This is a genomic window from Micromonospora lutea, assembly GCF_016863535.1.
GTDB lineage: Bacteria > Actinomycetota > Actinomycetes > Mycobacteriales > Micromonosporaceae > Micromonospora > Micromonospora lutea.
Genome location: NZ_BOPB01000025.1, coordinates 122,588 through 145,110, shown reverse-complemented (window position 1 = coordinate 145,110; position 22,523 = coordinate 122,588). Strand labels below are relative to the sequence as shown.

Below are 22,523 nucleotides of genomic sequence, written 5' to 3'. Positions count from 1 at the left end.
CCTAGTCGCCGCCGTCGTCGTCCGCTCGCCGCGGTCGGGGACTCCCGTCGTGCTCGGGTCCGTGTTCCCGAGCCGGCGGCCGGTAGCGGGTCAGCGCCGGGAAGGCCACGGCGAGCAACGCCGCCAGGAACGCCGCCGCGACACCGCCACCCACCCAGGCCACCCCACTGCCGAATCCGGCCGCCATCGCACCGGCCCGCAGGTCACCCAGGCGCGGACCGCCGGCCACCACGACGGTGTTGACACCCTGTAGCCGGCCCCGCATCCGGTCCGGTGCGTAAACCAGCAGCATCGACTGTCGCAGCACGGCGCTCACCAGGTCCGCCGCTCCGGCGACCGCGAGCAGCAGCACCATGAGCCACAGTTGTCGGGCCAGCCCCGCCGCGGCGATCGCCAACCCCCAGGCCACCACGGCCGCCACCAGCACCAGGCCCTGGCGGCGAAGCCGGCCGATCCAGCCGGACGTCAACCCGCCGAGCATCGCGCCGATCGCGATGGCGCTGAAGAGCCAGCCCACCACCGCGTCACCGCCGAACCGCTCCTGCGCCACCTCGGGGAAGAGCGCCCGAGGCATCGCCAGAATCATCGCAATCAGATCGATGGCGAAGGACAGCAGCAGCACCGGTGTGGTGGCGAGGTATCGAAAGCCGTCCACCACGCCCCGCAGCCCGCCCCGGCGGGCCTCGCCGTCAACCTCCGACTCGGGCGGCATCGCGGGCAGCCGGACGGTGGCCACCACCAGCGCGGTGAAGAGCACTGCGTCCAGCGCGTACGCGATCGGCAGACCCCGATCGGCACCAAAGGCCGCGAAGATCAGCCCGGCGGCCAGCGGCCCGACCACCGACGCGCCCGTGAACGTCGTGTAGTTGAGGGTGGCGCCGGCCGGCACAAGCTCCAGCGGCAGCAGTCGGGGCAGGATCGCGCTGCGTGCCGGTGAGCTGATCGCGAACGCGGTCGAGTGAAGGGTGACCAACGCCAGCAGCAGCACCGGGCTGCCGATGTCGAGCAGCGCGTGCCCGAGCAGCCCGAGCATCGACGCCCAGAGCAGCGCCGAGCCGCCGAGCAGCACCCGACGCCGGTCCCAGGCGTCGGCCACCGCCCCGCCCCAGAGCCCGAAGATCAGCAACGGCACGAAGCCGGCGATCCCGAGCAGACCGACCCAGAGCGAATCCTGGGTCAGCGCGTACATCTCCACGGGAACGGCGACCGCGGTCAGCTGGAAGCCGAACATCGCCACGGTGTTGCCGAACCACATCCGCCGGTACGCCGGCACCCGCAGTGGACGCAGGTCGATCGCCCAGCGGCGCTGTTCGCGCGGCCGGCTGGTGCTGCCGACGATCACGGTGCCAGCCGCTCCACGACCCAGTCCGCACCGGTGCGACGGAACCGCAGCCGGTCATGCAGTCGACTCGCCCGGCCCTGCCAGAACTCAACCGAGTCGGGGCGTACCCGCAGGCCACCCCAGTGCGGTGGGGCGGGGATCGGGTCCACGTCGGCGAAGCGCTCCGCGGCGGCCCGATAGGCGTCGTTGAGGGCGACCCGGTCCGGCAGCACCGACGACTGGGTGCTGGCCCAGGCTCCGAGCTGCGAGCCGCGTGGCCGGCTGGCGAAGTACGCCTCCGTCTCCGCCCGGTCGACCCGTGTCACCGGACCGGTGACGATCACCTGCCGCTGCATCGGGAACCACGGAAAGAGCAGGCTGGCGTACGGGTTGGTGGCCACCTCGGCACCCTTGCGGGAGTCGTAGTTGGTGAAGAGGACGAAACCCTCCGGGTCGTACCCCTTGAGCAGCACCGTCCGCGCGCTCGGCCGCCCGGCGGCGTCGGCGGTGCCGAGGACCATCGCGTTCGGCTCGGGCAACTCGGCGGCGACGGCGTCGGCGAACCACCTGTCGAACTGGGTGTGCCAGTCGGCGGCCAGTCCGCTCTCCGTCAGGCCGGACTCGGCGGCGTACTCGTGCCGCATTCCGGCCGGCACCGGTGTGTCCCCCATCACGTTCCCGCTCCTCCCCCGTCGGGCCGGTACGCGCCCGGCGACCAGCCCGTCCGGCCCAGTCTTATCGGTGCCGGGAGGGGCCCGGCAAGCGGGATGTCGCCTGCAGCACATTGCCAGCGTCTCGCGCACCCGGTCGCCAGCAGGCAAGATGTCACGAACACATCCCTGAGGGTCGCCTAAGGCGCTCACCCGGCCGGGGCCGGGACACCGAGCCCGGGCGGGCGCACCGACCACACACCAGGAGCAGTGAGATGGCCGACTTCAAACCCGGACTTGAGGGCGTCGTAGCCTTCGAAACCGAGATCGCCGAGCCCGACCGCGAGGGCGGTGCGCTGCGCTATCGCGGAGTCGACATCGAGGACCTGATCGGCCAGGTCTCCTTCGGCAACGTCTGGGCGCTGCTGGTCGACGGCCGCTTCGGCCCGGGCCTGCCGCCGGCCGAGCCGTTCCCGGTGCCGGTGCACTCCGGAGACATCCGGGTCGACGTGCAGTCCGCCGTCGCCATGCTCGCGCCGTACTGGGGTCTGCAGCAGATGCTGGACATCTCCGACGAGCAGGCCCGCGAGGACCTGGCCCGGGTCTCGGTCACCGCGCTCTCCTTCGTCGCCCAGTCCGCTCGCGGCCTCGGGCTGCCGGCGGTTCCGCAGAAGGAGATCGACAAGGCGGAGACGGTCGTCGAGCGCTTCATGAAGCGGTGGCGTGGTGAGCCCGACCCTCGGCACGTCAAGGCCGTCGACGCGTACTTCATCTCGGCCGCGGAGCACGGGCTGAACGCCTCCACCTTCACCGCCCGGATCGTCGCCTCCACGGGTGCGGACGCCGCCGCCTGCATCTCCTCGGGCATCGGAGCGCTCTCCGGTCCGCTGCACGGCGGTGCCCCGTCGCGGGTGCTCAGCATGCTGGAGGCGGTCGAGCGCAGCGGCGACGCGGAAGGTTACGTCAGGGGCGTACTCGACCGGGGTGAGCGGCTGATGGGCTTCGGCCACCGGGTCTACCGGGCCGAGGACCCGCGCGCCCGGGTGCTCCGCCGTACCGCCAAGGAGCTGGGTGCCCCACGCTTCGAGGTCGCCGAGGCCCTGGAGCGGGCCGCCCTCGCCGAGTTGCAGGCCCGCCGGCCGGACCGGGTGCTCGCCACCAACGTCGAGTTCTGGTCCGCCGTGGTGCTCGACTTCGCCGAGGTGCCGGCGCACATGTTCACCTCCATGTTCACCTGCGCCCGGATGGGCGGCTGGAGCGCCCACATCCTGGAGCAGAAGAAGCTCCAGCGGCTGGTTCGCCCCTCGGCCCGCTACGTGGGCCCCGGCACCCGCAAGCCGCATGAGGTCGACGGCTGGGACGCCGTCCCCCGCGACGCCTGAGCTGTAAGGAAGGGCACCTTCTTATCGCCTGCGGTAGAGGAAGGGGCCCTTCCTAACAGCCCCGGTCCGCCGAGGCCGCCCATCCGGCGGGCGGCGTCGGCGGCGGGATGTGGGGGACGCCACGGGCTGTGGCGGACGCCTCACGGTTGGGGCTGGGACCAGCGCCCGGGGCGGCGGCGACTGGTGCGAGGATGAAAGCCGGCAGCGCTGCCGGAGGGGCTTCGACCCGGCAACGCCGTGCGATCGCGCACGCGCCCGCCATTCGGTCCACGCCCATTCTGCTCACCCGGGCACCGACCATGCGGAAGGATCTTGAACACCGTGGCTGACGCACCGACCATCCGGATTCCCGACGAGATCAAGCCCGCCGACGGCCGATTCGGCTGCGGGCCGTCCAAGGTCCGTCCGGCGGCGGTCTCCGCGCTCGCCGAGGTGGCCACCACCTACCTGGGCACCTCACACCGGCAGCAGACCGTCCGCGACCAGGTGGCGCGGTTGCGTTCGGGCATCGCCGAGTTCTTCTCCCTTCCCGAGGGCTACGAGGTGGTCATCGGCAACGGTGGCGCCACCGCCTTCTGGGAGGTCGCCACCTTCGGCCTGATCCGCGACCGGGCCCAGTTCGCCAGCTTCGGCGAGTTCGGCGCCAAATTCGCCAAGGCCGTCAAGGACGCCCCGTTCCTCGGCGAGCCCACGGTCCGCAAGTCGGACGCGGGCAGCGCACCGAGCCTGGTCGCCGAGGCCGGCGTGGACGTCTACGCCACCCCGCACAACGAGACCTCGACCGGCGTGGCGGTGCCGATCCGCCGGGTGGCCGGTGCCGACCCCGGCTCGCTGCTGCTGGTCGACGCCACCTCCGGTGCCGGCGGGCTGGAGGTCAACGTGGGTGAGACCGACGTCTACTACTTCGCGCCCCAGAAGTGCTTCGGCTCCGACGGCGGGCTCTGGCTCGCCCTGATGTCGCCGGCCGCGCTGGAGCGCGCCACCGCGATCAAGTCTTCGGGACGGTACATCCCGGCCTTCCTCGACCTGGTCACCGCGATCGACAACTCGCGGCTGGAGCAGACGTACAACACCCCGGCGCTGGCGACCATCTTCCTCGCCGCCGAGCAGACCGACTGGATGAACTCCCAGGGCGGTCTGGCGTGGGCGGCCAAGCGCACCGCCGAGAGCGCCGCGATCGTGTACGGGTGGGCCGAGCGCTCCTCCGTCGCCACGCCGTTCGTCACCGACCCGGCGCTGCGCTCCAACGTGGTCGCCACCATCGACTTCGCCGACGGGGTGGACGCCGGCGCGATCGCCAAGGCACTGCGCGCCAACGGCATCGTCGACACCGAGCCGTACCGCAAGCTGGGCCGTAACCAGCTGCGGGTCGCGCTCTTCCCAGCCGTGGAGCCGGCCGACGTCGAGGCGCTGACCGCGTCCATCGACTACGTCGTCGAGCGGCTGTAACACCCCGACGGTCGCGCCCACGGGCCCGGCACCCCGATCGGGTGCCGGGCCCGCACCGTACCGGCGTCGGTGGTGGATCGACTCCGGCGACCGGGTGGCCGCACCGCTTCGGCCCGTGCGCAGGCCACTGTCCGCCTGCGACAGCTGACCCGTCACACAGCGGCGGAGCAGGCGGATCCGACGCTTACCCGGGCGTGGCGTCTCCCACCGGGGGACGGATGGGCGTACCGTGGAGCTCAACGCCCCGGGTGGCCGGCTCGTGGCGTACGGCCAGCGAAGCGGGACGGAGGCAACGCGATGCGCCCAGTACGCTTCGTCGCCCTCTCCGAGGACGGCCAGGCCCTGGTGCTCGCCGACGAGGTCGGGCGACTGCTCGCCCTGCCGTTGGATGAGCGGGTCGCCGGAGCGCTGCACGCCGAGCCGGGTACGCCCACGCTCGCGGTGGCCGCGGCCACCGCCGACCCGGTGCCCTCCCTGTCCCCTCGGGACATTCAGGCTCGGATCCGTTCCGGAGAGTCCGCCGAGGACGTTGCCCGGATCGCCGGTGTCCCGGTCGATCGGGTGCTCCGCTACGCCGGGCCGGTGCTCCAGGAGCGCGCGATGCTCGCCCAGCACGCCCGGCGCAGCCGACTCAAGGGCGCCGAGAAGCCGACGCCGCTGGCCGAGGTCGTCAACGGTCGGCTCGCGCAGCACGGGATCGACACCGAGAAGATCTCCTGGGACGCGTGGCGTCGCGACGACGGCACCTGGCGGATCGTCGCCACCTGGCCGTCTGGCAAGGCCACCGCTCAGGCGGCCTGGGATCTGGACAAGACCCGGCAGTCGGTCACCCCGCACGACGACATGGCGCAGTATCTCTGCGCCGAACGCCCGACACCGATCCTCGGTCAGGAACCGGCACCGGAGCGGGGCGGCCACGCCCTGCCCGGCCCGTCGCGTGGCGAGCCGAGTCGGGGTGGGCACGGTCTGCCGTCGCCCGCCGATCCGGGCCGCTCGGGTCGTGATCCGATTCGAGCCGGCCGCGACGCCCTGCTCGCCTCCCTCGACCGACCGCTCGGCTCGACCTCGGGTCGTGGTCTCGAACCGCGCTCGCCGGCCGCGCTCGCCGGTGGTCCGGACGCGCAGCGCCAACGGGCGGTCACCGGGGGCGCTGCGGCGCTGCTCGGGGGCGGTCAGGGATCGGCTTTCGACGACGACGCGGACGCGCCCAAGGAGGTCCCGGCCGTGCCCTCGCTGGCGGTGCTGCGACCCCGCCGGACGAACGCGCCGACCGGTGGTGCCACCGAGTCCAGCGAGGCCGGCGGCAAGCCGCGCAAGCGGCTTCCCAGCTGGGACGACGTCCTCTTCGGCAGCGGCCCGGCGGCTCGCGAGTCATCCTGACCCGCGAGCCCCGCGGTCGGCCCTCGGGCCTCAGAGTGGCCAGGCGGTGAGCCGGTGATGACGCGACGGTGGTCCGGGGCGGCTCTCCACCAGCACCAGTTCCTCGGGCCGCCATGGCGGCCCGAGGTAGCTGTCGAGGGTGGCCAGGTCCGCCTCGATGTCGGCGTGCGGCATCCGGTCACCAGGGCGGGCAATGGTGAGGTGCGGTCGGAAGGGCTTGTCGTCGCTCGGCAACCCGGCCCTGGTCAGTCCGGCACGTACGGCGCTGGCCAGCAACGCCAGGCGGGACACGTCACCGCGTACGTCGGCCCAGAGCACCGTGCTGCGGCCCCAGCCGAACCGGCCGCCGCCGCCCAGCCGCAGTACCGGCGGACCGCCGCCCGCCTCTGCACGGTCGCGCGCATCGTCGACGGCGAGCCGGAGGGCCTGCCGCACGTCGGCCAGCCGCGCGGCGTCGACCTCGCCGACAAAGGCCAGCGTGAGATGGGCTTGGGTGGGGTCGATCAGCCGCACGTTCGTGCCGGCGGCCGAAGCCGCCGCCAGGCGTAACCCGGCCACCCGCGCGGTCAGGTGAGTGATGGCTTCGGCCGGCGGGTAGATCGCGGTGAAGAGTCGCACCTGTCACAGAGTGGCAGTCAACGGTTGCGTTCGGGTTGCTCGGGGCGGGCGGCCGGCAGTCGTAGGCCGGCCGCGTCCAGTTCGGCCTCGACCCGTACCCGTTCGATCTGCCGGTCGAGGCCGGTCACCTCGGCGAGATGTTCGCTGACGCCCAGCGCCCGGCAGGCCAGGCGGAGTCGGTCGTCGTACGCGTCGAGCACACCGTTGTGCCACACCGCCGGTCTGGTGCCGCCGGCCCGGCCCCGGCGCAGGAACCGCAGGTCGGCGGCGATCTGCTCCAGTGGCCGGCGGTCCACCCGGTCGAGCGCGTCGAGGTCGATCTGTTCGGCGACCGCGACCGCGTCGGCGGCCTCGTTCAGCCGGGCGATCAGGCGTCGTTCCCGGCGCCGCTGCCGCCGCTCGCCGTATCCGCCGGTCATCCGATCGACAATCTCGTCGGTGCAGATGACCAACGTGATCAGCACCGGCACGAGAACCACGGCCGCCAGCGCCACAGCGAGGAGCAGTAAGCGTAGGACCTCCACTCACCGAAGTTATGTCGCAGCGGAACGTGACGTAACCGATTTTCGATTCCGGCCGGTCCTGCCGAGGTGTGAGGCGAGCTACCAGCCGCCCATCACCGGCACGGTCACACCTCGGTGACGTAGAAGCGGGGCAGGGGCAGGATCCGGAACCGCAGCCGGGCCCCGGCCCGACGCAGCTGCCAGGCCAACGCGAGCAGCGCGGTGGTGAGCGAGAGCAGCCCGCCGGCCCAGATGCTCGCACCGGCGCCGAAGGTCTCCGCGACCCAGCCGATGATCGGAGCGCCGACCGGATTGGTACCCAGGAAGACCAGCACCCACAGCGCCATCACCCGCCCACGGAACGCAGCGTCGGTACCGAGTTGCACCCGCTGGTTGGCCGCCTGGGCGAAGTAGACCATGAAGAAACCGGTCAGCGGCAGCAGGGCGACCACCATCCAGTACTCCGGTGCGAGCCCGACGAGCGTGCCGAAGGTGGCGCAGCCGATCGCGGCGCCCAGCACCAGCCAGACCGAGGGACGGCTACGCCGCCCGGTGCCGGCCAACGCGCCGACCAGCGCACCGGCGGCCAGCGTCGTGCTGAACAGACCGAACGAGGCCGCCCCGGTGTGGAAGACGGTCTTCGCCAGGGCCGCGAGCGTCAACTGGAAGTTGAACAGCGACATCCCGATCACCGACATCACCACCATCGGGAGCAGCAGGTCGGGTCGGCGGCCGACGTAGCGCAGCCCGTCGAGCACGGTCGCGGCGGCCCGCTCGTCCCGAGGTGGCAGCGGTTCCCGATGCAGTTCGGCCGGACGCATCCGAATCACCGTGACCAGTGGCGCGATCGAGCTGAGCGCGGTGAAGAGGAAGACCGGACCGACGTCGAAGAGGGCAATGGCCAGGCCGGCCACGGCCGGGCCGACGATCCGGGCCGAGTTGAACACGGCCGCGTTGAGCGAGAGCGCATTGGGCAGCAGGGACATGCCGACCAGTTCGGAGACGAACGCCTGCCGCACCGGGGTCTCCACCGCGTTGGCCACGCCGAGCAGGGCGGCGAAGACGAAGACGTGCCAGAGCTGGACCAGCCCGGTGAGCACCAGCACGCTCATCGCCAGCGACAGCACGGTCCAGAACGCGTTGGCGACGAAGAGAAGCATCCGCTTGTCGTACCGGTCGGCGAGGCGGCCGGAGAGCAGCGTGAGCAGCAGCACGGGGGTGAACTGGAGAGCGACGACCACACCGAGGGCGGTGGCCGAGTCGCCGGAAAGCTCGAGGACCAGCCAGTCCTGGGCGATGAACATCATCCAGACACCGATCAGCTTGACCAGTTGCCCGAATGCGAAGAGCCGGTAGTTGCGGACCTGTAACGACTGGAACATCGTGCTCAGCCTTGCCTGCACTCTCGGTGCGCCTCCTCGCGGTCGTACGCGTCGTCAACGACGGACGGCACGGCGCGGGTCGCACACCAGGTGTGCGCGGCGTCAGGCGTGGGAGATTCGTTGCAGGATCTCCGCAGCTCGGTGCAGCGTCTCCCGGTCGGTGTCACTCAACTCGGTCAGCCGGCGGGCCAGCCAACCGTCCCGAACCCGTTCCAACTGGTCGAGCACGGCCTGGCCTCCCTCAGTCGTCGCGAGGATGACCTGCCGACCGTCGGTCGGGTGCGGGGTGCGCTGCACGAGGCCGCGCTCCTCCAGCTTCGCGACGATCTTCGTCATCGTCGGTGGCTGCACCCGTTCGACGTCAGCGAGTTCCCGCGGCGTCAGCGCGCCCGCCAGCCGAAGGCTGGTGAGCGCGGACAGTTGGGTGACCGTGAGGTCACCAACCGGCCGGGCCTGGCGGACCCGTCGGTTCAACCGGGTTATCGCATCACGCAGCTGAAGGGCCAGCTGCGCCGGTGGCATGCTCTGAGCCGTCACCGTCCGCTCCGTCACGATAGTTAGCCTAACTAAGGAACTGCCGGATTGGCAGCTGATATGACCATGCTCACCTTGGCGTCTTCCCTGCTCCGGGCCGGGCGCGTGGATCACACGCCCGGCCCGGTGACAGTCAGGAGAGCAGCGCCTCGATCGGACCGCGCAGGAAGTACACCACGAAGAGCGCCGCCACCGCGTACAGCAACGGGTGAATCTCCCGGGACTTGCCCTTGGCCAGCTTGATCACCACGTAGACGATCAGGCCCGCCCCGATCCCGTTGGAGATCGAGTAGGTGAACGGCATCAACACGATGGTGAGGAAGGCCGGAATGGCGATCTCGTAGTCGGACCAGTCGATCGTCCGCACCGCCGTCATCATCAGGAAGCCGACCACCACCAGTGCGACGGACGCCGCCTCGAACGGTACGACCACCACCAACGGCGCCAGGAACATGGCCAGCAGAAAGAGCGCGCCGGTGACCAGGTTGGCCAGCCCGGTCCGGGCACCCTCCGCGACACCGGCCGCGCTCTCGATGTACGAGGTGTTGCTGGAGACGCTGGCCGCACCACCGCTGGCCGCCGCGATCGAGTCGACCAGCAGGATCTCCTTGGCACGCGGCGGAGTGCCCTCCTCGTCGAGCATGCCGCCTTCCTGACCGACGGCCACCATCGTGCCCATCGTGTCGAAGAAGTCGGTGATGAGCAGGGTGAAGATGAACATCAGCACGACCAGCCAACCGGCCCGCTCCCACGAGCCCAGCACGTTGAACTTCCCGAGCAGGGACAGGTCCGGAACGTCGATCGGGTTGCTCGGCAGCGTCGGAACGTTCAGCGACCAGCCCTTCGGGTTCGGCACCCCGTCGACGAAGGACGGGCCGATGTTGCCCAACGCCTCCACCACCATGGCCAACGCCGTGGAGGCAAGAATGCCGATCAGGATGGCGCCCTTCACCCGGCGTACCACCAGCACCAGGGTCACCAGCAGACCCACCACGAAGACCAGCATCGGCCAGCTGACGAGTTTGCCGCCGATGCCCAGGCCGACCGGGACGGTGGTGTTCGCCTCGTCCGGAATCCGCCGGACAAACCCGGCGTCCACCAGACCGATGATGGTGAGGAACAGGCCGATACCGACGCCGATCGCCGTCTTCATCTGGGTCGGTACCGAGCGGAACACGGCGGTACGCAGCCCGGTCAGCACCAGCACCGCGATGATCAGACCTTCGATCACCACCAGGCCCATCGCGTCGGCCCAGGTCATCTCGGGCGCGACCTCGTACGCCACCAGGGCGTTGACCCCGAGGCCGGCGGCGACCGCCAGCGGAAAGCGGCCGACCACGCCCATCAGGATGGTCATCAGACCCGCGACCAGGGCGGTGGCCGCCGCGATCGCGGGAATAGGCAGGGTGTTCCCGGCACCGTCGACGGCGCTGCCGAGGATGAGCGGGTTGAGCACCACGATGTACGCCATCGTGAAGAAGGTGGCCAGGCCGCCGCGCACCTCGCGAGTGAGCGTCGAGCCGCGGGCGGTGATCTCGAAGTACCGGTCGAAGCCGTTGGTCGGCTGGCCGGAACCGGGTGGGGTGCCGTTGTCGGGCGGCGCTACTGCCATCAGGGACCTCACAGCGGATCATCGGGTTGTCGCGCGCATCGTCGCAGATGACGGGCCCGCCGGAAAACGGGGTCACGTACCCTGGTCGGGTGTCCACCCCACCACCCCGTCCCGAGCCGCTGGACCCGCCGATGGTGCCGTTCGCACTCGCCGGGATGGCGGCCTGGGCCGTCGCCGGGTTGGTGCTGCTGCTCTTCCGCGACCGGCTGGTCGCCAGCGGTCACGAGAACTGGCTCTGGGTCTGCCTGGCCGGATTCCTGTGGGGTTTCCCCGGTCTGGCGGTGATGATGCGGCACGACGCCAATCGCCGCCGTCGCCGCGCCGCCGGCTGAGTCGCCGGCGGCGGCACGGTCAGGAGTGCCCGTACGGCTCCGCTGGCTCGCCGCTCTCGACGGACCCGGACGCCCGACTGACCGCCATCGGCTCCACCGCGCTGTCGTCGTAGACCGTGGGCATCTCGTCGACCGCCGTGTCGGCCTCGACCAACGTCTCCGAGTGGGCACCGCAGCCATGGTCGGCGCTGACCACCCGGCCGTCGTCGGGAGCGTAGAAGTTGCCGCAGACGCCGAAGCACTGCCGCAGATTGCCGGCGAGTGGCAGGTAGAAACCGCAGGTGCCGCAGCGGGCGGCGGCGGGCGCGGAAGCGGAGATCGGCGCCGAGGGGCCGTGATCGCCGTCGTACCACCGCTGAGCGGTCTCGATGCGTCCCTCCCGCGACATCACCCGGGACCGCCCCAGCCCCAACTCCCAGGCCGTCTCCTCGACCGCCGGGTCGTCGGACAGGAGGTAGCCGGGTTGGAGTCGCTCGTCGTCCGACGGGGTCGGCAGCAGGTCGCCGGGGCCCAGGTCGCCGGGCTTCAGTCGCTCCTGCCAGGGCAGCCAGCCGGGCGCGAGCAACGCGTCCGGCCCGGGCAGCAGGACGGTCTCGCAGATCGTCACCGTACGACTGCGTGGTACCCGGGTCACGGTGACCGCCCACCGCCAACCGCGGTAACCGGCCAGCCGGCACTCGAAGTAGTGGGTCACGAGTCGGTCGCCCTCGGCGACAACCTGAAGGTGGTCGCCGACGTCGTCGGGGCCCACCTCGGTGATGCCGGCGCGAGCCACCTCGACGGCGGCGGCGCAGACCTGGTCAAGGCGAGCGGCACGGGCGGAGACGGGCCTGGTCACCCGACCATTGTTCCCCATCGGATGGGCAGACTGTGAGGCACTCCCCAGAGGTGTTCTCCGCCGGTGGCGCAGCATCGCTCGGGCCGATGGGTCAGGATGGGTGCCATGCCGCTGTTCTCCCGCTCTGAGCGGTCCCTCCTCGGGCGGACCGTCGGCACCGGCATCCGCGCCACCCGGCTGATGCTGCGTGGCTCCGTGACCAGCGGCCGCTGGGTGACCCGCAGCGCCGCCCGGGCCCGGGCAAGGGGTGCCGGCGGGGAGACCGGCATGGTCCGGCTGTTCGACCTGCACGCGGTCTCCTGCGCCGGTGACACGTTGATCGCCATCGGGCTGGCCGGGACGATCTTCTTCAACGTGCCCCTCGGCGAGGCACGGAGCAAGGTCGCGCTCTACCTGCTGGTGACCATGGTGCCCTTCGCCATGCTCGCTCCCGTGGTCGGGCCACTGCTCGACCACTTCCGGCACGGCCGTCGGTACGCCCTCGCCACGACGATGCTCGGTCGGGCGTTCCTGGCCTGGCTGATCTCCGACTACATCCACGGCTTCGGGCTCTATCCGGCGGCTTTCGGCGTGCTGGCGCTCTCCCGGGCGTACGGAGTGGCACGTTCCGCGGCCGTACCCCGGTTGCTGCCGGACGGGCTCGGCCTGTCCCAGGTCGGTGCCCGGGCCAGCGTCTACGGCACGGTCGCGGGAGCACTGGTCGCCCCGATCGGTCTGGCCGCGTTCTGGTTCGGGCCGCAGTGGCCGTTGCGGGTAGCGTCGGTGATCTTCCTGGTCGGCATGGTGATCTCTCTTCGGCTGCCGCCGAAGGCCGACTCCGAGCCGCCGGAACGGGTACCGCGCCCCCTTCGGGCGCTGCGTCGCGCCACCGGAGACCGGCCGCTGGGCCGGGGCCGGCCCGCCGGACGCTTGGTGATCTCGACGTTGGTCGGCGCGGCCACGCTGCGCGCGGTCTACGGTTTCCTCCTGCTCTTCCTGGCCTTCACCATCAAGGCCGGCGACCTGACCACCGTGGTGTTCGGGCGTGACCTCGGCGACGAGGGCGCACTCGGCCTGGTCGGCGGCGCGCTGGCCATCGGCACGTTCCTCGCCACCGCGATCGGCACCCGGTTGCACATCCACCGGCCGGCCGCCCTCCAGTCCAGCGGCATGGTGATCGTCGCCGGGGTGGCCGTACTCACCGTGCTGCATTTCTCGCTGCCGATGGTCGCCCTGCTCTGCGTGGTCACGGCCATGATGAGCGGCATCGCCAAACTGGCCGTGGACGCCTCCATCCAGGAACGCATCCCGGAACGATTGCGGGCCAGTTCCTTCGCCCACTCCGAGACCGTGCTGATGCTCGCCTTCGTCGCCGGTGGCGGGCTGGGGCTCGTACCCTTCGACGGCCGGATCGGCGTCGCCGTCGCCGCTGCTGTCGGCGCGCTCGCCGCCCTCCGCGGCCTGGTGATGGCCCGCCGACTCCGAGCCGAGAGGCTGCGTGGACGGCCGCTGACCGACGACGAACTGACCGCCGAGAAGCAGGCCGAAGAGAAGCGCGCCGAGGAGGAACGCGCCGCCGAAGCCGCACCCATGTCCCCGGCACCCGTCCAGGGCGGCCGAGATCCCGAGGAGCCGGAGCTGGCACCGCCGGGCTTCCACATCTACCGTCCGTCCTCGACCATCACCGGTTCCGCTGGCGGCGACGATGAGACGCGGCGCAGCTCACCGGGATCGATCACATGAGCGGCCTGCTCGTGCTGACCGCGGTGCCGGCCGAGGCCGAGGCGATCCAGGCCGGCCTCGCCGACCCGACCGTGGCAGTGGTGCCGGTGGGGGTGGGTCCGGCGGTCGCCGGTGCGGCGACCGCCCGGTTGCTGGCGCTCGCCGAGCTGGCCGGTCGCCCGTACCGGGCGGTGGTCAGTGCGGGGGTGGCCGGCGGCTTCGCCGGCCGGGTCGCCGTCGGCGGCACCGTGCTCGGTAGCCGGGCCATCGCCGCCGACCTGGGTGCCGAATCACCCGACGGCTTCATCCCGATCGACGACCTCGGCATGCCGGCCGAGCTGCTCGGCGGCGGGTCGACCCTGGACGCCGACCCGGCGCTGCTGGCGGCCCTGCGCACAGCGATACCGACCGCGACCGTCGGCCCGGTGCTGACCGTCAGCACCGTGACCGGCACCACCGCCGGCACCGACGAACTGATCCGGCGCTACCCGGACGCGGTGGCCGAGGCCATGGAGGGATACGGCGTCGCGGTCGCGGCCAGCCAGGCCGGCGTGCCCTTCGTCGAGCTGCGTACCGTCTCGAACCCGATCGGCCCCCGCGACCGCGACGCATGGCGCATGCGCGACGCCCTGACCGCCCTCACCGCCGCCGCCACCGCCCTACGCTGACCCCCGCTGCCTCCGCCCGCCTGCTGCCCCCGCTGGCAGTCCGTCCAGCGAGAGCGGCGGGCACCAGCGAGGTCGGGTACCAGCCCAGGCGGCCGGCGGCAGGTCAGGGCGGCGGGGCTACGGTGGGGGTGTGGCGCTCTCGCTGGCGATCTCGCCCTGCCCCAACGACACGTTCGTCTTCCACGCCCTGGTGCACGGACAGGTGCCCGGCGCACCGCCGGTCGAGGTGACGTACGCCGACGTCGACGTCACCAACACGGCCGCCGAGCGCGGCGCGTTCGACCTGGTGAAGGTGAGTTACGCGGCGCTGCCGTGGCTGCTGAAGGACTACCACCTGCTGCCCTGTGGGGGTGCCCTGGGTCGGGGGTGCGGTCCGTTGGTGCTCACCCGGGCCGACCACGGCGGCGGACCCGACCGCACCGACCTCACCGGCGCCACCGTGGCGGTGCCCGGTGACCGGACCACGGCCTACCTGCTGTTCCGGCTGTGGGCGGCCGGGCGGGCACCGCGGCGCATCGAGGTGGTCCCGTTCCACGAGATCATGCCGGGCGTCGCCGCTGGGCGGTACGACGCCGGGCTGGTGATCCACGAGGCCCGGTTCACCTACCCACGACACGGTCTCACCGCCCTGGTCGACCTGGGCGAGTGGTGGGAGTCCGACACCGGGTTGCCGATTCCGCTCGGTGCCATCCTGGCCCGCCGTGGTGTGGTCGACCCGCAGGAGGCCGCCGGCTGGATCCGGGACTCCGTCCAGCGGGCCTGGGCCGACCCGGCGGCCAGCCGGGCGTACGTGTTGGCGCACGCCCAGGAGATGGAGCCCGACGTGGTGGACCGACACATCGGCCTCTACGTCAACGAGTTCACCGCAGACCTGGGTGAGGCAGGTCTCGCTGCCGTCGAGGCACTGCTCGACCGGGCCACCGACGCCGGGCTCGTGCCTCAGACCTCCAGCTCGCGGGCGACCGCGTGGACCAGTTGAGCGATCTTCTGCGCGGTCCTGCGGTCCGGGAAGCGGCCCCGACGCAGGTCCGGCTGGACCTTCGCCTCCAACACCTTGATCATGTCCTCGACCAGGCCGTGCAGCTCCTCGGCGGGGCGTCGGCGCAGCTCCGCCACGGACGGCGGCGCATCCAGGAGCTTCACCCCCATCGCCTGCGTGCCCCGCCGGCTGTCCACCACGCTGAAGTCGACCCGTTGGCCCCCCTTGAGATCGGTGACACCCGCCGGCAGCGCGGCCTTCGGCAGGAACACGTCGCCGCCTTCGTCACTGGTGACGAATCCGTATCCCTTGGCCGCGTCGTACCACTTCACTCGACCCGTAGGCACCTGAGAACCTCTGCTTCGCTTGAACCGTCTACTGCCTCAAGGCTAGCCGGATCATCCCGTCGAGCGCCGCTGGGAATCCGGTGAGATCCGCCAGCACGGTCGCGGCCCCGGCGGCGCGCAGATCATCGGCCGAACACGGGCCCGTGGCCACCGCGATGCCAGGAACCCCGGCCGCAGCGGCGGCCACCATGTCCGCCACGTGGTCGCCGACGTAGTGGGTCGCTCCGTGCGCCCGCAACGCGGTCGCCTTCTCCTCGGCGAACAGGTCACCGGCCACCTCGTCCACGGCCAGCCCCAGATGATCGAGATGCAGCCGGGCCAGCCGGCCCATCTTCGCGGTGACCACGAGCACCCGGCCGCCCCGCTCGCGCACCGCCGCCACCGCCGCGCGGGCACCGGGCAGCGGAACCGTCGGCGTGATCGCGTACGCCGGGTAGAGCTCGCGGTAGAGCCGGACCGCCTCCTCCACCCGCTCGGGTGGGAACCAGCGGGCGATCTCGGTGCGCAGCGGCGGGCCAAGCCGCGACACAGCGGCGTCGGGGTCCACGTACACCCCCGTCAGCTCATTCAGCGCGCGGAACGCCGCGGCGATGCCGGGACGCGAGTCGACCAGCGTCATGTCAAGATCGAATCCGACGGTCAACGAAGGCATCCTGGAAAGCTACCCGGCCAGCCGGACCGGCCGGGACGTCCGATAGGCGGGAGTGGCCCCAGCCGGGCTAGCGTGGAACGACGATGAGCACCTCACTCGCCGACCACCTGCGGTCGCTGCCCGACGAGTCCCTCGCCGCGCTCCTTCAGCTACGGCCCGACCTCGTCGTGCCGGTCCCCGCCGACGTGGCCGCCCTCGCCATCCGCGCGCAGTCTCGCGTCTCGGTGTCGCGCGCCCTCGACGGGCTGGACCAGTTCACGCTCCAGATCATGGATGCCGCCCGGTTGACCCGTGACCCGGCCGACGGCACCACCTCGGTCGACGGGGTGCTCGCCCTGGCCACGGCCGGCCCCAACCCGCCCGCCCCCACCGCCGTCCGGGCCGCCGTCGACCGGCTACGTGCCCGGTTCCTGCTGTACGGCCCCGACAGCGCCCTGCATCTCGTCGGTGGCATCGACGAGATCTCCCCGTACCCGGCGGGACTCGGCCGACCGGCGACGGAGCTGGACCCGCGCACCGCCGCGCTCTGCGCGGACCCGGCGAAACTGCGCCGGACGCTGCTGTCCGCGCCCCCGTCGGCCCGGGCGATCCTGGACCGGCTGGCCGCCGGCCCACCGGTCGGCAGCGTGCCGCCCGGCGCGTTGCAGGCACCGGCGGTCGGCGCGGACGACGACCTGCCACCGGACGACACCAACGGCGGGGCGGCGACCGGATCCCCGGTGCGCTGGCTGGTCGACCATCGGCTGCTGGTGCGGGTGTCCGGCGGCAAGGGTGGCACCACCGGCATGGTCGAGCTGCCCCGGGAGATCGGGCTGCTGCTGCGCCGCGAGACCGGGCCGCTCGGGCCGCTGAGCAGCAGTCCGCCGCAGGTGACGGCCACACCCCGCGAGCCGAAGGCCGCCGACTCCGCGGGGGCTGGTCAGACCATGGAGGTGGTACGCCACACCGAGGCGCTGCTGGAGCAGTTGGCCGCCGAACCGGCGCCGGTCCTGCGGTCGGGCGGAATCGGCGTACGTGACCTGCGCCGGCTGGTGCGGGCCACCGGGTTGGACGAGTCGACCGCCGCGCTGCTGCTGGAGGTGGCGTACGCGGCCGGGCTGACCGGTGAGCTGGAACTGCCCGGCGCCGCCAGCCGGTACGGCGCCGACCAGCAGGTGCTGCCCACCGCCGGGTACGAGGTGTGGCGGGCCGGTTCGCTGGCCCAACGCTGGGAGCAGTTGGCGCGGGCCTGGCTGACCATGACTCGACAGGTCGGGCTGGTCGGCCAGCGGGACGACCGGGACCGCCCGATCACCGTGCTGTCGGCGGAGGCGGAACGGGCCGGTGCCCCCGCCGCCCGTCAGGCGGTGCTCGGCGTGCTCGCGGATCTGGAACCGGCCACCGCGCCCAGCGTCGACGAGGTGCTGGCACTGCTGGACTGGCGGGCACCTCGACGCAGCCGTGGCCGGGAGAACGCGTACCGGGAGGTGCTGGCTGAGGCGGCCACGTTGGGTGTGACCGGGTTGGGAGCACTCACCTCGTACGGGCGACTGCTGCTGACCGAAGCGACGGCCAGCGAGGACGGCGCGACGGACGACCCGCTGGGGCTTCGGGCCGACGCCGAGGACGGCGGCAGTGCGGTCCGGGCGCTGGACACGCTGCTGCCGGCCCCGGTGGACCACTTCCTCGTCCAGGCCGACCTGACCGTGGTGGTGCCCGGGCCGCCGGAGCCGACGCTCGCCGTCGAACTGGAGACGGTCGCCGAACCCGAGTCGGCGGGTGGAGCGAGCGTGCACCGGATCACCACGGGCAGCGTGCGACGGGCCCTTGATGCTGGCTACTCCGCCGACGACCTGCACGAACTGTTCCGCCGCCGCTCCCGAACGCCGGTACCGCAGGGGTTGACGTACCTGGTCGACGACGTGGCCCGCAAGCACGGCGGGCTGCGGATCGGCTCTGCCGGGGCGTACCTGCGCAGTGACGACGAGGCGCTGCTGGCCGAGGTGCTGGCCGACCGGCGGGTCGAGGCACTGGCGCTGCGCCGGCTCGCGCCGACCGTGCTGGTGACCCCGTACCAGGGCGGCCGGCTGCTGAGCGTGCTACGGGAGGCCGGCTACGCTCCGGTGGCCGAGGACGCCACCGGCTCGACGGTGCTCACCCGGCCCAAGATTCGACGGGCCGCGGCGAGGGTTTCGGTCGCCAGCCGAGCGCTCGACCCACTTGCCACCCCACGTCTGCCGCTGCCCCGCCTGCTCGGCGTGGTGGAGCAGATCCGTCGGGGTGACGCGGCGGCGCGAGCCGCCCGACGGGCCCCGGCGGTGGTGCGGGGCGTGACGCCGGACGGGCCCGTGCCCACCCACGGTCACCACGACGCCCTGGCCGTGCTGCAACAGGCGGTACGCGACAAGGCGCTGGTCTGGGTCGGCTACGTCGACGCGCACGGGGCAACCGCGTCCCGGCTGGTGCGACCGGTCTCGCTCGGCGCGGGCTACCTGCGGGCCGAGGATGAACGCACCGAGATGCTGCACACCTTCGCGCTGCACCGCATCACCGCAGCGGTGTTGGAGAAGTGAGGATCGGCGCTTCAGCGGCGGCTGCGTCGCACCGACCCGACGATCGCTACGATCAGCAGCAGGGCGAACCCGGTGCCGGCGGCCTCACCGACCGAGTCGACGAAACCCTGCTGGAGCACCAACCAGCCGAACAGGAACCAGCCGAACAGGACGACACCGACGATCGCGTACGCGACCACCGTGGCGGTGGAGACGGGTTCGGTTGACTCTGCCTGCTCGCGCTTGGGGACAACTTCCTGATCAACAGTCATCTGTCCTCCCCCGTACGGTCCGTCCCTGGACGTCAAGGGTGTCACCCTTGACGTCTGTCGACCAGCACCGTCGGGTACCGATCCGGGTTCGGCTCCTACCCCTGCCGTCCAGCGGCCAACCCGGCTGGGGGGTCGCCGGTGCGGCCCGGGCGCGCCGCTCGCCCCCGTTGGCTGTCCACGGTGACGGGAAGGTCCCCCGCTTCCTGGCCCGTCGGACCGTGGATCGAACGCGCTACGCACCGGTACCGACCGGCATGACGACCGCGAGGACCACGGTGGTTCGTACGCGACTCACCGACCGTCGACCTCGACAACTCGTCCCCTACTGCTAGACGCACATGACTACCAGCGAGGTTGCGCAAACCCGAGCACTTTCTCGCCACCCGCCACCGCGTGCAAGACTGGATGGTCGCCCGGCGGCAGGTCAGCCGCCTGCTCCGGCGGCCGGATCAGCCGTACGGACGAGAGGATTCGGCGTGAGTGGTGGACCGCTTATCGTGCAATCGGACAAGACCCTCCTGCTGGAGATCGACCACCCCGACGCACAGGCCTGCCGGATGGCCATCGCTCCCTTCGCCGAACTCGAACGATCGCCTGAGCATGTGCACACGTACCGACTGACGCCGCTCGGGCTGTGGAACGCCCGTGCCGCCGGCCACGACGCCGAGGGCGTGGTCGACGCTCTGATCAAGTACTCGCGGTATCCGGTGCCACACGCGCTGCTGGTCGACGTGGCCGAGACCATGGACCGGTACGGCCGCCTCCAGCTCGCCAACGATCCGGCGCACGGTCTCGTCCTGCGTGCCCTCGACCGGGTGGTGCTGGTCGAGGTGGCCAAGAGCAAGAAGCTCGCCGGGATGCTCGGCAACCGCGTCGACGACGACACCATCGCGGTGCACCCGTCCGAGCGTGGGCGACTCAAGCAGGCCCTGCTCAAACTCGGCTGGCCGGCGGAGGACCTCGCCGGGTACGTCGACGGGGAGGCGCACCCGATCGAGCTGGCCGAGGCGGGCAAGGACGGCGGGAAGCCGTGGACGCTGCGGTCGTACCAACGCGAGGCCGTGGATTCGTTCTGGGCCGGCGGGTCCGGGGTGGTGGTGCTGCCCTGTGGCGCCGGCAAGACCCTGGTCGGCGCGGCGGCGATGGCTGAGGCGAAGGCGACCACGCTGATCCTGGTCACCAACACGGTGGCGGGCCGGCAGTGGAAGCGGGAGCTGATCGCCCGCACCTCGCTGACCGAGGAGGAGATCGGCGAGTACTCGGGCGAGCGCAAGGAGATCCGGCCCGTCACCATCGCCACGTACCAGGTGCTGACCTCGCGCCGCGGCGGCGCGTTCACCCACCTGGACCTGTTCGGGGCGCGCGACTGGGGCCTGGTCGTCTACGACGAGGTGCACCTGCTGCCCGCGCCGATCTTCCGCTTCACCGCCGACCTCCAGGCCCGTCGCCGGTTGGGCCTGACCGCCACCCTGGTACGCGAGGACGGCCGCGAAGGCGACGTCTTCAGCCTGATCGGCCCGAAGCGGTACGACGCGCCCTGGAAGGACATCGAGTCGCAGGGTTGGATCGCCCCCGCCGAGTGCGTCGAGGTACGCGTCACCCTGACCGATGCCGAGCGGATGTCGTACGCGACGGCGGAGGCGGAGGAGCGTTACCGGATGGCCGCCACCGCCCGCACCAAACTGCCGGTGGTGAAGGCCCTGGTGGACCGGCACCCGGACGAGCAGACACTTGTCATCGGCGCGTACATCGACCAGTTGCACCAGCTCGGCGAATATCTCGACGCGCCGATCGTGCAGGGCTCGACCACGAACAAGGAACGCGAGCGGCTCTTCGACGCGTTCCGGTCCGGCTCGCTGCGGACGCTGGTGATCTCGAAGGTGGGCAACTTTTCGATCGACCTGCCGGAGGCGGCGGTGGCGATCCAGGTGTCGGGGACGTTCGGCTCCCGCCAGGAGGAGGCGCAGCGGCTCGGCCGGGTGCTACGCCCCAAGGCCGACGGCCGGCAGGCGCACTTCTACACCGTCGTCTCCCGGGACACAATCGACACCGAGTACGCCGCCCACCGACAGCGCTTCCTCGCCGAGCAGGGGTACGCGTACACCATCGTCGACGCCGACGACGTCCTCGGCCCCACCCTCCCCACCTTCGACTGAGCGGGCCTGCCGTGCCGCCGCGCGCTGCCTGACATCACGCTCCGGTGCGCGCTGCGGACACGGTCGGTTCGTAGTCGTACAGATAGCCCTGGGCCCGCTCGTAGAACGGGAGAAACAGGCGCATCATGGCCGCATCCAGGTGACGCTTCACAGGGCCGGGCTTCTTGCCGCCACGGGCGTCGTCGGCGTGTTTGAGCAGCCGGGTGATGCGTGGGCGGCGTTCCGCGGCATAAGCGCCGAGCGCTGCGGGAATCGTCGGCACGGTCCGCAGCGCCGCAGCGATCACCAGGGCGTCCTCGATGGACATCGAGGCGCCCTGCCCGACGCCGACCGGGTGAGCGGCGTCGCCGACCAACACCACCCGATCACTGTGCCACGTCCGGATCGGGCCGCAGGCATGCATGTGGGTTGCGGCGAGCACCTTCGTGGTGGCGGCGAGCACGGCCGCCGGCACGGCCTCCGGGAAGAGCCCGGGCAGGCGCCGTCGCCAGTGTGCTTCGTCGACGCCGCCGCGCAGTGGTGGCGGCACCGGATCGGCGACCTGGGCCGCCCACCACGCGGTCCCCTCGTCGACGGTGCTGTAGACGAAGACACCGTTCCGCGCGAGGGTGAGGTTCCAGATGCCGACTTCGGCATCCTCGATCGTGGAGATCCCGGCGACCCCGTAGAGCCCCGCGTATTCGGCGCGCGGCGCGGACGGGTCGAGCAGCCCGCGCACGGTTGAGTGGATGCCGTCGGCGCCCACGAGCAGATCTGCGGTGTCGCGTCGACCGGAGGCGAATTCGGCCGTCACGCTCTCCGGCGTCTCGACCATGCCGACCAGACGTTCGGCGGTGACGATGCGCGCGCCCGCGTCGAGGGCCGCGCGCCGCAGGATGTCCACCAGCCGTCCCCGCATGATCGTGACGCTCCGCAGCGGATCGGCCTGGCGGCGCAGTCGCGGCACGTCGCCCAGCCGTCGGCCGCTCCCGCTGTGGAAGCGCATCCGCTCGATGTCGTACCCGGCCGCCTGCACCTCGCGCAGGCAGCCGAGCTTCTCCAGACCGCGCAGGCCGTTGACCGCGAGGCTGAGGTGGCCGCCGACGTGCCCGGCCGGGTTCTCGTACGCCTCGTAGACGGTCACGTCGTGACCGTCTAGCCGCAGCGCGAGCGCGGCGGCCGCTCCGGCGATTCCGCCGCCGACCACGATCGTCCGCATGAAGCCTCCCTGAACTTA

The 22,523-nt window shown here is 71.8% G+C and carries 21 protein-coding genes; 9 read left to right on the top strand and 12 right to left on the bottom strand.

All coding sequences use genetic code 11. The features are described 5' to 3' along the window. Position 1: 1 nt before the first annotated feature. On the bottom strand, positions 2-1,339 hold the full coding sequence (locus Vlu01_RS20600) for an MFS transporter (RefSeq protein ID WP_373307479.1): 1,338 nt from the start codon (positions 1,337-1,339) through the stop codon (positions 2-4). Further along, positions 1,339-1,992 carry a pyridoxamine 5'-phosphate oxidase gene (gene pdxH, locus Vlu01_RS20595; protein WP_239096012.1) on the bottom strand — a complete coding sequence of 218 codons (654 nt, stop codon included), beginning with the start codon at positions 1,990-1,992 and terminating at the stop codon, positions 1,339-1,341. Before pdxH ends, Vlu01_RS20600 begins: the two co-directional genes overlap by 1 nt. 254 nt (positions 1,993-2,246) lie before the next feature. Here pdxH and Vlu01_RS20590 point away from each other — a divergent pair, with 254 nt between their 5' ends. From Vlu01_RS20590 to sepH, 3 genes are all read left to right on the top strand, one after another. Next, the gene (locus Vlu01_RS20590; RefSeq protein ID WP_204002039.1) at positions 2,247-3,353 is read left to right on the top strand and encodes a citrate synthase 2; all 1,107 of its coding nucleotides are present in this window, start codon (positions 2,247-2,249) and stop codon (positions 3,351-3,353) included. Between the two features lie 321 nt (positions 3,354-3,674). Then, positions 3,675-4,802: a phosphoserine transaminase gene (gene serC / locus Vlu01_RS20585; RefSeq protein ID WP_204002038.1), complete on the top strand. Its 1,128-nt coding sequence runs from the start codon at positions 3,675-3,677 to the stop codon at positions 4,800-4,802. A gap of 297 nt (positions 4,803-5,099) precedes the next feature. After that, positions 5,100-6,182: a septation protein SepH gene (gene sepH / locus Vlu01_RS20580; protein WP_204002036.1), complete on the top strand. Its 1,083-nt coding sequence runs from the start codon at positions 5,100-5,102 to the stop codon at positions 6,180-6,182. A 30-nt stretch (positions 6,183-6,212) separates the two neighbouring features. Here the strand turns inward: sepH and thpR are convergent, their stop codons facing one another. The 5 genes from thpR to Vlu01_RS20555 form a co-directional block, all read right to left on the bottom strand. After that, positions 6,213-6,800 carry an RNA 2',3'-cyclic phosphodiesterase gene (gene thpR / locus Vlu01_RS20575; RefSeq protein ID WP_204002033.1) on the bottom strand — a complete coding sequence of 196 codons (588 nt, stop codon included), beginning with the start codon at positions 6,798-6,800 and terminating at the stop codon, positions 6,213-6,215. Positions 6,801-6,817: 17 nt separating this feature from the next. Further along, on the bottom strand, positions 6,818-7,324 hold the full coding sequence (locus tag Vlu01_RS20570; protein WP_204002030.1) for a hypothetical protein: 507 nt from the start codon (positions 7,322-7,324) through the stop codon (positions 6,818-6,820). 104 nt (positions 7,325-7,428) lie between these two features. Next, entirely contained in the window at positions 7,429-8,706 is a 1,278-nt protein-coding gene (locus Vlu01_RS20565) for an MFS transporter (protein ID WP_204002027.1), read from the bottom strand. Positions 8,707-8,787: 81 nt separating this feature from the next. Next, positions 8,788-9,237, bottom strand: coding sequence for a MarR family winged helix-turn-helix transcriptional regulator (locus tag Vlu01_RS20560; protein WP_204002024.1), 450 nt, complete (start codon positions 9,235-9,237; stop codon positions 8,788-8,790). A gap of 115 nt (positions 9,238-9,352) precedes the next feature. Further along, complete coding sequence (locus Vlu01_RS20555; protein WP_204002022.1) at positions 9,353-10,831, bottom strand: NCS2 family permease; 1,479 nt, start codon at positions 10,829-10,831, stop codon at positions 9,353-9,355. A gap of 89 nt (positions 10,832-10,920) precedes the next feature. On the opposite strand from Vlu01_RS20555, the gene Vlu01_RS20550 reads away from it, so the two are divergent. Next, positions 10,921-11,163: a DUF2530 domain-containing protein gene (locus Vlu01_RS20550; protein ID WP_275409396.1), complete on the top strand. Its 243-nt coding sequence runs from the start codon at positions 10,921-10,923 to the stop codon at positions 11,161-11,163. 19 nt (positions 11,164-11,182) lie between these two features. Here the strand turns inward: Vlu01_RS20550 and Vlu01_RS20545 are convergent, their stop codons facing one another. Beyond that, on the bottom strand, positions 11,183-12,019 hold the full coding sequence (locus Vlu01_RS20545) for a DUF3027 domain-containing protein (RefSeq protein WP_204002020.1): 837 nt from the start codon (positions 12,017-12,019) through the stop codon (positions 11,183-11,185). Positions 12,020-12,106: 87 nt separating this feature from the next. On the opposite strand from Vlu01_RS20545, the gene Vlu01_RS20540 reads away from it, so the two are divergent. The 3 genes from Vlu01_RS20540 to Vlu01_RS20530 all read left to right on the top strand — a co-directional run bounded on the left by Vlu01_RS20540 (position 12,107) and on the right by Vlu01_RS20530 (position 15,349). Then, positions 12,107-13,723 carry an MFS transporter gene (locus Vlu01_RS20540; RefSeq protein ID WP_204002019.1) on the top strand — a complete coding sequence of 539 codons (1,617 nt, stop codon included), beginning with the start codon at positions 12,107-12,109 and terminating at the stop codon, positions 13,721-13,723. After that, the gene (locus Vlu01_RS20535) at positions 13,720-14,370 is read left to right on the top strand and encodes a futalosine hydrolase (protein WP_204002018.1); all 651 of its coding nucleotides are present in this window, start codon (positions 13,720-13,722) and stop codon (positions 14,368-14,370) included. Before Vlu01_RS20540 ends, Vlu01_RS20535 begins: the two co-directional genes overlap by 4 nt. Positions 14,371-14,500: 130 nt before the next feature. Beyond that, the gene (locus Vlu01_RS20530) at positions 14,501-15,349 is read left to right on the top strand and encodes a 1,4-dihydroxy-6-naphtoate synthase (RefSeq protein WP_204002017.1); all 849 of its coding nucleotides are present in this window, start codon (positions 14,501-14,503) and stop codon (positions 15,347-15,349) included. Here the strand turns inward: Vlu01_RS20530 and Vlu01_RS20525 are convergent. Together Vlu01_RS20525 and Vlu01_RS20520 are read right to left on the bottom strand one after the other, a co-directional pair. Continuing rightward, positions 15,310-15,696: a cold-shock protein gene (locus Vlu01_RS20525; protein WP_204002016.1), complete on the bottom strand. Its 387-nt coding sequence runs from the start codon at positions 15,694-15,696 to the stop codon at positions 15,310-15,312. The two genes, Vlu01_RS20530 and Vlu01_RS20525, sit on opposite strands and share 40 nt — an antisense overlap. Before the next feature lie 28 nt (positions 15,697-15,724). After that, on the bottom strand, positions 15,725-16,348 hold the full coding sequence (locus tag Vlu01_RS20520; protein ID WP_204002015.1) for an HAD family hydrolase: 624 nt from the start codon (positions 16,346-16,348) through the stop codon (positions 15,725-15,727). A gap of 83 nt (positions 16,349-16,431) precedes the next feature. Here Vlu01_RS20520 and Vlu01_RS20515 point away from each other — a divergent pair, with 83 nt between their 5' ends. Continuing rightward, a complete protein-coding gene (locus Vlu01_RS20515; RefSeq protein ID WP_204002013.1) occupies positions 16,432-18,900 on the top strand; it encodes a helicase-associated domain-containing protein in 2,469 nt (822 codons plus the stop codon). 11 nt (positions 18,901-18,911) lie between these two features. Here Vlu01_RS20515 and Vlu01_RS20510 read toward each other — a convergent pair whose 3' ends face one another. Beyond that, the gene (locus Vlu01_RS20510) at positions 18,912-19,151 is read right to left on the bottom strand and encodes a hypothetical protein (RefSeq protein WP_204002010.1); all 240 of its coding nucleotides are present in this window, start codon (positions 19,149-19,151) and stop codon (positions 18,912-18,914) included. Positions 19,152-19,627: 476 nt separating this feature from the next. Here Vlu01_RS20510 and Vlu01_RS20505 point away from each other — a divergent pair, with 476 nt between their 5' ends. Beyond that, positions 19,628-21,307 carry a DNA repair helicase XPB gene (locus tag Vlu01_RS20505; protein ID WP_204002008.1) on the top strand — a complete coding sequence of 560 codons (1,680 nt, stop codon included), beginning with the start codon at positions 19,628-19,630 and terminating at the stop codon, positions 21,305-21,307. A 34-nt stretch (positions 21,308-21,341) separates the two neighbouring features. Here the strand turns inward: Vlu01_RS20505 and Vlu01_RS20500 are convergent, their stop codons facing one another. Continuing rightward, the gene (locus Vlu01_RS20500; protein WP_204002005.1) at positions 21,342-22,505 is read right to left on the bottom strand and encodes an FAD-dependent oxidoreductase; all 1,164 of its coding nucleotides are present in this window, start codon (positions 22,503-22,505) and stop codon (positions 21,342-21,344) included. Positions 22,506-22,523: the final 18 nt, after the last annotated feature.